Source organism: Paenibacillus urinalis (genome assembly GCF_028747985.1).
GTDB classification, from domain to species: domain Bacteria; phylum Bacillota; class Bacilli; order Paenibacillales; family Paenibacillaceae; genus Paenibacillus; species Paenibacillus urinalis.
This window is the reverse complement of the sequence record NZ_CP118108.1, coordinates 3,770,492-3,782,513: the sequence shown is the minus strand read 5'-3', so window position 1 is coordinate 3,782,513 and position 12,022 is coordinate 3,770,492. Positions and strand designations below refer to the sequence as shown.

Here is a 12,022-nt window from a genome sequence, read left to right as displayed (position 1 = left end):
CCGAAGGAGTCGTGGAAATTGGAAATATTAACGAGTGAATTTTTTCAGCGGGCGCTGGCTGGCGGGATACTGATCGGTATCACAGCCCCGCTGATTGGTTTGTTTCTTGTGCTTCGCAGATTATCGATGATCGGGGACACCTTGTCGCATGTAACCATTGCGGGGGTGGCCCTTGGCTTTTTGCTGGGGGTATATCCGATTGCGGTTGGACTTGTCTTTGCGGTCTTAGCCTCATTTGCCATAGAGAAGCTGCGTAAAGCCTACAAGAGTTATGCTGAATTATCGATCGCCATTATTATGTCCGGGGGAGTAGCGCTGGCTTCTTTATTCTTTACTCTTGGTAAAGGCTATAATGGGGACGTAATGAGTTATTTGTTTGGTAGTATATATACATTGGATATGACGGATTTGACGGTTGTTGGAATCGTAACGGTTATTGTTATTGCTGTAGTGTCTATTTTTCATAAGGAGTTCTTCCTTCTAAGCTTTGAGGAGGATGCCGCTGCCGTTACCGGACTTCCTACAAAATTGTTGAACATGCTGCTTACCGTGATGACAGCACTGGTAATCAGTACAGCTATTAAGATCGTCGGAGCGCTGCTTGTCTCGGCACTGCTGACCATACCGGTTGCCGTCAGTCTCTTGATTGCGAGAAGCTTCAGATCTTCCATTATATTATCTGTCATTATTTCGGAAATTGCCGTTATTGCAGGACTTATCATTGCAGGGGTATGGAATCTCGCTCCTGGAGCAACGATTGTTCTCTTGCTTATTGCGATGCTTATTGTCATTATGCTTGGTAAAAAAGGAATTCGGGCTTAAGATATTTATCTTACCCGAATTCTTTCATTCGTTCTTAGGGAGGCGTTATAGTCATGCCTGATGTGAACGTATTATTAGCCTTCTTGGCAGGGGTTGCTTCCTTCTTATCACCCTGCAGTCTGCCGCTGTATCCGTCCTATCTGTCCTACATAACCGGTTTATCCGTGCAGCAGCTTAAGCACGAGCAGAATAAGCGCGAGGTCCGTATGCGCACGTTAAGCCATACTCTAGCTTTTATCCTGGGCTTTTCCGTCGTATTCTACACACTCGGACTTGGCGCAGGCATCTTTGGAGAATTTTTTCACGAATACAAGGACCTCATTCGAATGCTGTCAGCAATACTTATTATGGTCATGGGCTTATTTCTCATTGGGCTCTTTCAGCCGCAGCTATTGATGAAGGAAAGAAAGCTTGATGTCAAATGGAAGCCGGCTGGCTACCTTGGCTCTTTTATTTTTGGCATTGGCTTTTCTGCTGGCTGGTCTCCTTGCATCGGACCTATTCTTACCGCAATCATCGCGATTGCAGCAACCGAGCCGGGAACCTGGGTTACGCTTATTACAGGCTATACTATAGGATTCGCACTTCCCTTTTTCTTGCTGGCATTCTTTGTTGGAACGACGAGATTTATCAGTAAATATTCAGGTGTACTAATGAAGGTCGGGGGTAGTGTTATGGTTCTGATGGGCATATTGCTCTTTACAGACCGAATGACACAAATTACGATTTGGCTGCAACGAATTACACCGGAATGGATGATATTCTAAAAAATAGTTTCGTTATGTAAGCCCATCAGTCGCTGACTGATGGTTTTTTCACATTATGCAGATGATTGGCAGTGGCTTTTGTCGAAGGCAAACTTAGGTGAAATATTCAATTTTAGCTTGTGGAAAAGCATCGAAGATACGTTCCGTAATAAATTCACGGAGTGCCTGCTGCTGATCTTTAGGGTATACATATTTATATTGTCCCCATTTTCCCCATTTGGTCTCACGTTTCGCTATATCCATTTCCAGCTTGGATTTGGGATAGCGCTGTTCAATCACATTTTTGGCCGTCTTGGTAAAGCGGTGCTGAATCATCTCAAAAGTCAAATCTTTGGTTGCTTCCTGTGGAAGATTTTCTTTAAGCCTTTCCAGCAGCTCGCTATAGCCCTCTTCCCACCCGTCGTACCAAATGATCGGAGCGATAATAAAACCGAGGGGATATCCGGCGTGAGCGATTTTTCCTGCGGCTTCTATACGTTCCTCGAAGCGGGAGGTGGCAGGCTCAAAATTTTTAATTACATATTCAGCATTTACACTAAATCGAATGCGCGTATGGCCGTTATGCTTGATGTTCAGCAGAGGATCTACATGATGATACTTGGTAACGAACCGAAGTCGTCCAAACTCTTCATCCGCCATAAAGCGAATGAGATCACCGAGGCTCCCAGTAATATGTTCGAGCCCGACAGGGTCAGAAGTACAAGCAGCCTCAAACCGGGTGATCTCCGGCTTGCGCTCTTCAATGTAATCCTTCGCTGCATGCAGAATGTCCTCCGTGTTTACATAGACACGAATATAAGGTTTGCTGCCAAGCGTGGTCTGCAGATAGCAGTAGTGACAGTGTCCCATACATCCTGTAGATATCGGAATCGCATATTCGGCAGAGGGCTTGGACTGATCGAATTTAAGCGTTTTGCGAAGGCCCACCACGAGCGTTCTTTTGGCTATACGGTATTTCTCCTGATCTGTCTCTCCCGGCAAGTTCGTAATTCGGTTGTGCGAAGTGGTCATACGATATTCAATATTATTCGCTTTAACCCATTCCATAATGCGTTTGCCTTTTTCATATTCCAATGCCTGTGGTTCAAAATAAACTAAATCAGGAACAAAGGGAGCTGTTGGCTTAAGCTTGCGTTTAGGCTTTTCCGGAACGAGTATTGTCATGGGCAGTTGGCTCCTCTCCCTGTATTCAATTCTTAGTTATTGTGCCATCAGTTTGCACCCATTAAGCGTGGTAAGTTCAGTCATGTAAGAAGTGCTTGTCAGGCTTTAAGACTTGCAAATCGCAAGTGATAACATGTATCATTACAAGAGCAAAGTTGTGCGATCGATCAGACGCTAGTTCATAAATGAAAAGAGGTAAGGCAAATGCCAACGCCCAGTATGGAAGATTATTTGGAGCGAATTTACAAGTTAATTGACGAGAAGGGCTATGCGCGTGTATCCGATATAGCTGAGGGACTGGAAGTCCATCCTTCCTCTGTAACCAAGATGATCCAGAAGCTGGATAAAGATGAATATTTAATCTATGAAAAATACCGCGGACTCGTGCTGACGCCAAAAGGCAAAAAGATTGGCAAGCGTCTAATGGACCGTCATGAGCTGCTTGAGGAATTTTTAACGATGATTGGCGTTAAGAATGAGAATATCTATACCGATGTTGAAGGAATTGAGCATCATTTGAGCTGGGATTCCATTACTTGCATCGAAACCCTTGTCGAATATTTTCGCAGAGACAACACCCGACTAGAGGATTTACAGAATGTTCATAAAGAACTGACCAACGAATCATAGAAGAGCACCGTCCTGATTTATTTGCGGGACAGGTGTTTTTTCTTTTTATACGCAACTATCAGAATAGAATCCGCGTCTATATTCATAGGAAATGGTTTATTTTTCTAATACCAAAGCTATGGAGGACAAGGGTTGTATGAGGAAATGGAAACAATGCATCGCATTATTGCTAGTCTGTTTGCTGGCATTTCAAGGGGGCTCTGTGACATTCGCAGCCAGTACGGCAGGAATTACGATTTATTTGGATGGTGAGGAGCTGGAGTCTGACGTTGCGCCTTATATCGTACCCAAAGTCAATGTCACGATGGTGCCGCTTCGTGTAATCAGTGAAGGCATTGGCGCTTCGGTTAAGTGGAATCAGGCGTCCAAAACCGTTCGGATTCAAGGATTTGGCAACGACCTGTCTTTGACCCAAGGGAAGAGCACGGCGATTGTGAACGGAAAAACGGTACAGCTGTCCGCGAATGTGACCAACACCAAAAACCGTGTGATGGTGCCGATTCGTTTTGTCAGCGAGCATCTGGGCCTGATTGTGAAATGGAATCAATCCGCCAAAACGATTCATCTCACCTCTACGAATTTGTGGCCGACAGATCCGGAAATTCCGGTTGTACCTGGAGAACCAGAGGACAGCGATATGAGAGGCGCATGGATCTCCACCATTAATGGAGACTGGCCGAAATCAGGATCTATGAATAATGTGGAGAAGCAGAAGAGTGATTTCATCCAGGAGCTTGATAAGCTGGAGTCTATGGGAATCAATGCGGTATTTGTTCAGCTGAGAGGTGCCGCTGACGCGATCTATCCTTCCACACTGGTTCCATGGAACAAAGTATTGACTGGCACCCAAGGGGTGGATCCAGGGTATGATCCTGTCAGCTTCATGATCGAGGAAGTACATAAACGGGGGATGGAATTCCATGCCTGGTTTAATCCTTTCCGCGCGAATACGACGGCAGACATTAGCAAGAATGCAGCCAATCATGTAGTGAATGTACATCCGGATTGGATCGTAACCGCTAAGAATCAGATGTACATTAATCCGGGTATCCCAGATGCAAGACAGCATATTATTGATGCCATCATGGAAGTGGTGAATCGTTATGACATCGATGGCGTTCATTTGGACGACTATTTCTACCCATCTAATGTCACTTTTAATGATGCAGCTGCCTTCAAAGCGTATAATTACAACAACTATAAAGATATTAATGACTGGCGTGTAGATAATATTAACAGGTTCGTTCAGTCACTGGGGGAACAGATACAAGCTGTGAAGCCTGGAGTCGAGTATGGAATTAGTCCATTTGGCGTGTGGAGAAACATCGCAGATGATCCGACAGGCTCGAATACGAAGGCAGGCGTGACCGCCTATGATGATATGCATGCGGATGTGCGTACTTGGATTCAGAAAGAGTGGATTGATTATGTTGCACCGCAGATTTATTGGAGCATGTCACTCCAAGCGGCAAGATACGATATTCTGGTTGACTGGTGGGTCGATGAGGTGTCAGGGACCGATGTGGATCTGTATATAGGTCACTCACCTTACAAGCTGGGAACATCCGAAGCGGGCTGGCACACCGCAAATGAAATCATTAATCAGCTCAAATATAATGAGCAGTATGAAGAAGTTGATGGCGACATCTACTTTAGTGCACAATACCTGACCAAGAATCCTCTTGGCTTGATCGGTTTACTGCAAAACTATTACGGAAAATGAAATGACTTTTCTAGAATATTAAAGGCTTCATAAACTGCTGATCTACAACATAAAAAGTCCTTTGACCTTTAGCAGGTCAAAGGACTTTTGCTTTTGCTAATGATATTTAGGAAGCTCATCGTCATTTTTGCTTTTCTTCTGTCCTTCAATGACATGAAAAGGGTAGCTCTTGCGCTTATTCATTGTCTGTCCGGGTTTATGTCCTGACTTACTCCGTTCGAGCTTCGCCATCGTTGCTTTGGAAGGCTTCACTTTAGGGTGTCTGCCGGTCAATGCCCGAGGGGGACGCTTATAGAACCAGAAGATGAGTCCTCCCAGGATCAGGGGGAAGATTAGTTCACTCCATAAACCAGATCGAATAATATCATATAAGCCGAAGACCGCCAATATCATGATGATCCAAAAAGCTACTGCATGCTTAACCATGTCAGATCCTCATCCTTTCACAGGATCAAGATTACCGCTAGTTACACTGAACGTTGCGGGTGATTTTTCAAATTCCGCATCAAGCTCACGCATACGGTTAAAGGAGGCAATCGATACCTCAACCTGCTCGTTCGTTGGTTCTTTGGTTGTAAGAAGCTGAAGCCACAGGCCCGGATAACCAAGGAAGCGAAGAACCGGTATGTCTCTTACTGCGTTTGTAAACTTTAATACTTCAAATGAAACACCGAGTACGATCGGCAAGAGCATGAGCCGCTGTCCTACACGCTCCCATACATTATCGTAAGGAAACGGGATCGAGAATACAGAATAGACAAGCACCCCGACAATGACACTGAGCACCAGGAAGCTGCTTCCGCATCTGTAATGGAGACGGCTGAATTTCTGTACACTCTCCGGAGTGAGCTCAGCTCCAGCTTCATAAGCACTTATTACCTTATGCTCTGCACCATGATATTGAAACAATCGCTTGATGGTTGGTGTCATGGATAAGAAGTACAGGTAAGCAAAGACAAGCAGGATCTTAATAATTCCTTCAATGAAAGTATGACCGAACTGGCTGATCGCCAGGCTGCCGAATAGAAATTCCTCTATGAATACCGGTACCGCCGTCAACACCACTTTGCCAAATACAAAGGATAGGATACCTACGGCAGCAACGCCGATAATCATCGACAGACTCCAGCCTGAATCTTCATTCTCTTGATACTTCGCACGTTCTTCTGGTGTCAGCTCGTCGTCAGCATAAGCATCTGCCGAGTAATTTAAATGCTTCGTTCCCTTGGCGCTGGAGTCTATCAGACTTACAATCCCGCGTAGAAAAGGGACCTTACGTAATTTGGTGACCCAGGATTTATCCTGTTTAGGCACTTCAAGAAAAGTGATTTCTTGGTTTTTACGACGTACTGCAGTGACATTCACATGCTTCCCGCCGAACATGACCCCTTCAATTACGGCTTGACCGCCATAAGCCACTCTTTTTGATTCTTGAGGCAAAGAGCTCACCTTCCTATTCTTAACTTCGATTGTCTACATTGTATCGAATTCCGCCAGCAATTTCTAGTTCTGACTAGTCTTCAGTAATTTGAACATACTACAAGTTATAACAAGGTTTTACATGAGAGTATGCATAGTGACATTTGCTGCAGCTAGGGCCATTCATTGCTTTTGGTTATCAGATGCAAAAGTGTGATCGTGTTTATGTACGAGCTGCAGCCCAAAAAGTTGCGGATCTCTTACTTCCGAGAAGATAAATAAATACATAAGCTGCAGGAGGATGAGTCATGAGTCACTTAGAACAGCGCAGAGAGATTACTAATAAATTTGTATTTGCGTTGGAAATCGGTTTTTTTGCAGGGTTGATCTGGGGAGGTATTCAGTGGATATTTTACTACTTTAACTTTACTGTCGTACCGATAGGTTTTCTGGCAGAGCCTTTTTTCAAGCATGCTTATATTTATAAAATACAGGGACATTTTATCGGGTGGCTGTTTTTCATCGTTTTTTCACTGATTGCATCTATCATATATACGTACCTGTTCCGCAAGCTGAAGGGGCCCATACCCGGTCTGATCTATGGGATCGCCTGGTGGGTCATTCTCTTCGTATGGATTGGTCCCTGGACAGGGATGATGAAGCCTCTAAACCAGCTGACCTGGGATTCCATCTTTAGCGAAGTCTGTTTGTTCCTGCTGTGGGGATTGTTCATCGGTTACAGCATCGCAATGGAGTTTACGGATGAACGTAAAAGAGACACCCAGATGGGCTGATAATAAATCGCTAGCGAATATGCGGTACTACCGAGCCCTCACCACTGCTGCCGTGATGCAAAAAAGCTTCTCAATCCAATATCCGGTATGGTAAAATAGCAGATGGTTATTTGCAGGAAAGGTGGTGCGCGAGGATATGAAACGGATTCTGGTTATGAACGGCCCGAACCTGAATATGCTTGGTGTGCGTGAGCCTGGTATTTATGGTAAGCAAAATCTTCAATGCATTGAAGAAATGCTTCGTGCTCAGGCGGAGAAGCTTTCCGTATCCATTACTTTTTATCAATCGAATCATGAAGGAGAACTTATCGACCGAATTCATGCTTCCTTGGGGGAAGTTGACGGAATATTGCTTAATGCAGGTGCCTTTACTCACTACAGCTATGCTATTCGTGACGCTTTGAGCACAGTTAAAATTCCTACCATCGAACTTCATCTGTCTAATATTCATGCGCGGGAGTCTTTCCGGCATACGTCGGTCATTGCAGCGGTAACGATTGGTCAAATTTCTGGCTTCGGAGCTTACAGCTATGAACATGCCCTAAACGCGATGTATCGCTATTTGGAGACACAAGACGCTTCGATGGATTGAATGAACGAGAGCGAAGAAAGAAGGTATAATCATGGGGAACAACCGAGTGTTGAAATTGCGTAAAGCGATGCAAGAGTCTCAGCTGGAAGCGTTCTTGGTCACCAGTCCTATTAATAGACGATACATGACCGGATTCACGGGTTCAGCAGGGTACGTATTGATTACGCGAGAACAAGCCTATTTGCTTACGGATTTCCGTTACATGACACAAGCTCCTCAGCAGGCGGCAGGCTACACGGTAGTGGAACATGCAGCCAAGCCGATGAGTACGGTTAAAGAGCTCCTGGATAAAGAGGGCATCAAGTCTCTGGGGTTTGAGCAGGATGTCGTCACTTTCTCTACGTATGGGGTTTATTCAGAGCAATTGAAGCCCGTGTCTCTCGTGCCTGTCAGCGGCCTGGTGGAGAAGCTGCGGATTTACAAGGATGAGAACGAGATTGCCATCATGCAGCGTGCTGCGGACTTGGCTGACTCGACTTTTTCGCATATCCAGAATGTGATCAAGCCGGGAATGACAGAGCGTGAAGTAGATCTGGAAATGGAATTCTTCATGCGCAAAAATGGTGCTTCATCATCTTCGTTCGATACGATCGTAGCTTCTGGCGAACGTTCGGCAATGCCGCATGGGGTTGCCAGTAACAAAGTGATTGAAACGTCAGACTTTGTTACGTTTGATTTTGGAGCGCTGCTAGACGGATATTGTTCAGATTTGACACGGACCATTGCAATCGGCAATCCTGCAGCTAAGCTGCTGGAGATTTACGATATTGTATTGGAAGCCCAATTACATACTTTGGAACATATTAAGCCGGGTATGACAGGAAGAGAAGCAGATGCTCTCGCAAGAGATGTGATTACGAAATACGGCTATGGAGACCAGTTTGGCCACAGTACCGGACATGGTCTAGGCATGGAGGTTCATGAATCTCCTAGGCTGTCCAAGCTGAGCGATGATATTCTTCAGCCTGGTATGGTCGTTACCGTGGAGCCGGGTATTTACCTGCCTGGAATCGGCGGTGTACGAATTGAGGATGATGTCGTGATTACAGAATCAGGGATTCGCCTGCTCACGCATTCCAACAAAGAACTTTTGAAGCTGTAACTATTATTAGGAGGGGTTTTTTAGTGATTTCAGTAAACGATTTTAAAACAGGCTTGACAGTAGAGGTTGACGGAGATATCTTTACGGTTCTTGATTTCCAACACGTTAAACCAGGTAAAGGCGCGGCTTTTGTTCGCTCTAAACTTAAAAACCTGCGTAACGGCAACACGGTAGAGAGAACCTTCCGCGCGGGTGAAACGATTGGACGCGCTCAAATCGATAACCGCGGCGTATCTTACCTCTATGCAAGCGGTGATGAGCATACCTTCATGGATAACGAAACTTACGATCAATTTACATTGACTAGCGATCAGCTCGAGTGGGAACTGAACTTCCTCAAAGAGAACATGAACGTGAACATCATCAGCTACCAAGGAGAGATCCTGGGTATTAACCTGCCTAACTCTGTAGAGCTGAAAGTTGTTGAAACTGAGCCTGGAATCAAAGGTAATACAGCAACAGGTGCTACCAAAAATGCAAAAGTGGAAACGGGTCTGAATGTGCAGGTTCCTCTTTTCATTAACGAAGGCGATGTTCTGATCATCGATACTCGCGAAGGTAAATACAACTCCCGCGCGTAATAAATAGACATTTGTAAGATAATAAATATGTAATATCATGCTGTACTATCCTCTGCTTAAGCATTATTCAGCAGGGGATATTGTTTTATTAAGAGAAAGAGAATCCATTTATCGCGAGTTCCATATTTTCACATCAATATCTTTACTGATTTACAGTAAAAAAGGGTTACAACAAAGCGCTATTCGTATTATACTGTTTAGAAGCAAGGTGAGCTTATGCTTACCATGGTTTACAATCTTACGTTACATACTGTAGGGAGTGAGTTCGGTTTGTCTTTGTTCGTAATGAAATTCGGAGGCAGTTCTGTTGGAGATACAGAACGGATGCAACGGGTAGCCAAACGTGTTGCCGAGAAACAGGATGAAGGGCATAAATGTGTAGTTGTCGTTTCCGCAATGGGAGATACAACTGACGATTTGATTGACCAAGCGAAATTGTTAAATAGTAAGCTTCCGGCGCGGGAGCTCGATATGCTGATGACGACAGGTGAGCAAATATCGATCGCGATGCTGTCCATGGCTATTCAGCAGCTCGGCCGAGAAGCAGTTTCATATACAGGCTGGCAGGCAGGATTTGTGACAGAGCCGGTACATGGCAAAGCAAGAATTACGGATATTAACCCGGAGAAGGTGCTGCGTTCACTTGATGAAGGCAAGATCGTCATTGTTGCAGGTTTCCAGGGTATTACGGCGGATGGAGAAATTACGACACTTGGCCGGGGCGGCTCGGATACAACAGCTGTAGCTCTGGCTGCTGCAATCAAGGCGGATGCCTGCGAGATCTACACCGATGTTGATGGCGTATATTCGACAGATCCCCGAATCGTCAAAGTAGCTCGTAAGCTCAAAGAAATTTCGTACGATGAAATGCTTGAATTGGCTCACCTGGGTACCGCGGTCCTGCATCCGCGTGCAGTAGAATATGCGAAGCATTCTAAGGTGCCTTTGGTTGTACGCTCAAGCTTTAACTATAATGAAGGAACGGTTGTGAAGGAGGAAGCGGCATTGGAACAGGGAGTAGTGGTAAGTGGCATCGCTTATGATAAAAACGTAGCACGAATTAGTATTCTGGGAGTAGAGGATATTCCAGGAGTGCTGGCCGGTATGTTCGGTGCACTGGCTCAAGCACAGCTAGACGTAGATATCATCGTACAGAGCGGTATTAGTGACGGTAAAGCGGACTTCTCCTTCACTGTAGCCTTGGATGATCGCGAGCGTGCAATTGAGGTTATCAATAGTATGAAGCAGGTGCTTCCTTATCGTGAAGTTACTTTTGAAGAGAACCTGGTTAAAGTATCTATCGTGGGTGCAGGAATGGTCAGCCATCCTGGCGTAGCCGCTCAAATGTTTGATGTTATTTCTAAACAAGGGGTCAACATTAAGATGGTGAGCACCTCTGAGATTAAAGTCTCTTGTGTCATCGAAGGCAACAAGCTGAATGAAGTTATTCAAGCGCTGCATACAGCTTATAACCTGGACACCGATGTCAAAGCTTTTGTCGGTGGTCCGCAGGACCGCAGATAACGAAGTGTGTTTATCACAAGTATTTTACTAGTTACAAGTTATAATCATAGCTGCCGAGAACTGATCGACGGCCTGGAGATCTGCACATTAATTGTGCAGATCTTTTTTTGTTGTCCAAGGCCGGATCACCTGGTTACTCTCAAGTACAGGCACAATGGAGCTGCTATTCATCTCTAAACAGTAGTCCACATCCAGGGCGTGGCCTTGCTTGATAAGACGTTTGGCCTCGTTTCCTTCATACACTATTTTCTTCAGCTGATCCTTGTTGTGAAGGTACGCCTGATGAACGGTTATACCGAGATCGTTGGAACGCACCTGCTGCTGGGTCATATGTTTTAGATCATCGATGAGCATTCCGGCACATAATCCATCCTCAAGGGCAAATCGATCCTGGCTTCCCGCACATAAGAGAACAACATCTCGATCAAGATGAACCAGGATCTCCGCGCATGCTCTCGCATTGAGAAAGGATGCAGAGAAGACGGTTAGAGCTTTAGAAGCCTTTATGAGCGCTCTTGTTCCACTTGTCGTCGTTAAGATCACATTTTTTCCTTGAATCAGTTCTTTCGTATATTCCAAAGGTGAGTTACCCGCATCAAAGCCTGTTATTTTTTTGCAGAATCGTTCTCCTCCAAGAATCATATCCTCATATTGAAGCTGCTTAGCCTGAGGAACCGTTTCAACCGGAATGACACAGGCTGCCCCGTGGGCGAGCGCCGTAACGATGGTGCTGGAAGTTCGAAATACATCAATAACGACAGCGTTTCGGTGTACCAGATCTTCAGATCTTACCTCACTGACACTCGCAACGACATCTATACGCAAAAAAATCACCTCCCTAACTTGCTTCTTCCACCTCAGTCATTGAAATGGGAGTCTGTTAGCTTACCATATGCACAATGAA

At 45.1% G+C, this 12,022-nt stretch carries 13 protein-coding genes; 9 read left to right on the top strand and 4 right to left on the bottom strand.

Translation table 11 applies throughout. The annotated features are described in order from the left end of the window. Window positions 1–18 precede the first annotated feature (18 nt). Both PUW25_RS17500 and PUW25_RS17495 read left to right on the top strand, forming a co-directional pair. Entirely contained in the window at window positions 19–822 is an 804-nt protein-coding gene (locus PUW25_RS17500; protein WP_047911030.1) for a metal ABC transporter permease, read from the top strand. Window positions 823–875: 53 nt separating this feature from the next. Beyond that, complete coding sequence (locus PUW25_RS17495; protein ID WP_047911031.1) at window positions 876–1,589, top strand: cytochrome c biogenesis CcdA family protein; 714 nt, start codon at window positions 876–878, stop codon at window positions 1,587–1,589. 93 nt (window positions 1,590–1,682) lie between these two features. On the opposite strand, the gene splB is transcribed toward PUW25_RS17495, so the two are convergent. Further along, complete coding sequence (splB, locus tag PUW25_RS17490) at window positions 1,683–2,753, bottom strand: spore photoproduct lyase (protein ID WP_047911032.1); 1,071 nt, start codon at window positions 2,751–2,753, stop codon at window positions 1,683–1,685. Window positions 2,754–2,957: 204 nt separating this feature from the next. Between splB and mntR the strand changes: the two genes are divergently transcribed. Together mntR and PUW25_RS17480 are read left to right on the top strand one after the other, a co-directional pair. Further along, on the top strand, window positions 2,958–3,383 hold the full coding sequence (gene mntR / locus PUW25_RS17485; protein WP_047911033.1) for a transcriptional regulator MntR: 426 nt from the start codon (window positions 2,958–2,960) through the stop codon (window positions 3,381–3,383). A gap of 136 nt (window positions 3,384–3,519) precedes the next feature. Then, complete coding sequence (locus PUW25_RS17480) at window positions 3,520–5,106, top strand: family 10 glycosylhydrolase (RefSeq protein ID WP_047911034.1); 1,587 nt, start codon at window positions 3,520–3,522, stop codon at window positions 5,104–5,106. A 96-nt stretch (window positions 5,107–5,202) separates the two neighbouring features. Here the strand turns inward: PUW25_RS17480 and PUW25_RS17475 are convergent, their stop codons facing one another. Both PUW25_RS17475 and PUW25_RS17470 read right to left on the bottom strand, forming a co-directional pair. After that, window positions 5,203–5,532 carry a hypothetical protein gene (locus PUW25_RS17475; RefSeq protein WP_047911035.1) on the bottom strand — a complete coding sequence of 110 codons (330 nt, stop codon included), beginning with the start codon at window positions 5,530–5,532 and terminating at the stop codon, window positions 5,203–5,205. A 9-nt stretch (window positions 5,533–5,541) separates the two neighbouring features. Further along, window positions 5,542–6,546, bottom strand: coding sequence for a DUF1385 domain-containing protein (locus PUW25_RS17470; RefSeq protein WP_274337341.1), 1,005 nt, complete (start codon window positions 6,544–6,546; stop codon window positions 5,542–5,544). A gap of 287 nt (window positions 6,547–6,833) precedes the next feature. On the opposite strand from PUW25_RS17470, the gene PUW25_RS17465 reads away from it, so the two are divergent. The 5 genes from PUW25_RS17465 (at window position 6,834) to PUW25_RS17445 (ending at window position 11,118) form a co-directional block, all read left to right on the top strand. Then, entirely contained in the window at window positions 6,834–7,319 is a 486-nt protein-coding gene (locus tag PUW25_RS17465) for a YqhR family membrane protein (protein WP_274338422.1), read from the top strand. A gap of 136 nt (window positions 7,320–7,455) precedes the next feature. After that, window positions 7,456–7,911 carry a type II 3-dehydroquinate dehydratase gene (gene aroQ / locus PUW25_RS17460; RefSeq protein WP_274337340.1) on the top strand — a complete coding sequence of 152 codons (456 nt, stop codon included), beginning with the start codon at window positions 7,456–7,458 and terminating at the stop codon, window positions 7,909–7,911. Window positions 7,912–7,942: 31 nt separating this feature from the next. Then, on the top strand, window positions 7,943–9,013 hold the full coding sequence (locus tag PUW25_RS17455) for a M24 family metallopeptidase (RefSeq protein ID WP_274337339.1): 1,071 nt from the start codon (window positions 7,943–7,945) through the stop codon (window positions 9,011–9,013). 23 nt (window positions 9,014–9,036) lie between these two features. Next, a complete protein-coding gene (gene efp, locus PUW25_RS17450) occupies window positions 9,037–9,594 on the top strand; it encodes an elongation factor P (RefSeq protein ID WP_047911040.1) in 558 nt (185 codons plus the stop codon). A gap of 270 nt (window positions 9,595–9,864) precedes the next feature. Continuing rightward, complete coding sequence (locus PUW25_RS17445) at window positions 9,865–11,118, top strand: aspartate kinase (protein WP_047911041.1); 1,254 nt, start codon at window positions 9,865–9,867, stop codon at window positions 11,116–11,118. An 87-nt stretch (window positions 11,119–11,205) separates the two neighbouring features. Here PUW25_RS17445 and PUW25_RS17440 read toward each other — a convergent pair whose 3' ends face one another. Beyond that, window positions 11,206–11,943 carry a 2-phosphosulfolactate phosphatase gene (locus tag PUW25_RS17440; protein WP_274337338.1) on the bottom strand — a complete coding sequence of 246 codons (738 nt, stop codon included), beginning with the start codon at window positions 11,941–11,943 and terminating at the stop codon, window positions 11,206–11,208. Window positions 11,944–12,022 lie beyond the last annotated feature (79 nt).

Coding starts and splice junctions, on each gene's coding strand:
- PUW25_RS17495 (WP_047911031.1), top strand. CDS start 876: ATGCCTGATGTGAACGTATTATTAGCCTTCTTGGCAGGGGTTGCTTCC.
- splB (WP_047911032.1), bottom strand. CDS start 2,753: ATGACAATACTCGTTCCGGAAAAGCCTAAACGCAAGCTTAAGCCAACA.
- mntR (WP_047911033.1), top strand. CDS start 2,958: ATGCCAACGCCCAGTATGGAAGATTATTTGGAGCGAATTTACAAGTTA.
- PUW25_RS17480 (WP_047911034.1), top strand. CDS start 3,520: ATGAGGAAATGGAAACAATGCATCGCATTATTGCTAGTCTGTTTGCTG.
- PUW25_RS17475 (WP_047911035.1), bottom strand. CDS start 5,532: ATGGTTAAGCATGCAGTAGCTTTTTGGATCATCATGATATTGGCGGTC.
- PUW25_RS17465 (WP_274338422.1), top strand. CDS start 6,834: ATGAGTCACTTAGAACAGCGCAGAGAGATTACTAATAAATTTGTATTT.
- aroQ (WP_274337340.1), top strand. CDS start 7,456: ATGAAACGGATTCTGGTTATGAACGGCCCGAACCTGAATATGCTTGGT.
- PUW25_RS17455 (WP_274337339.1), top strand. CDS start 7,943: ATGGGGAACAACCGAGTGTTGAAATTGCGTAAAGCGATGCAAGAGTCT.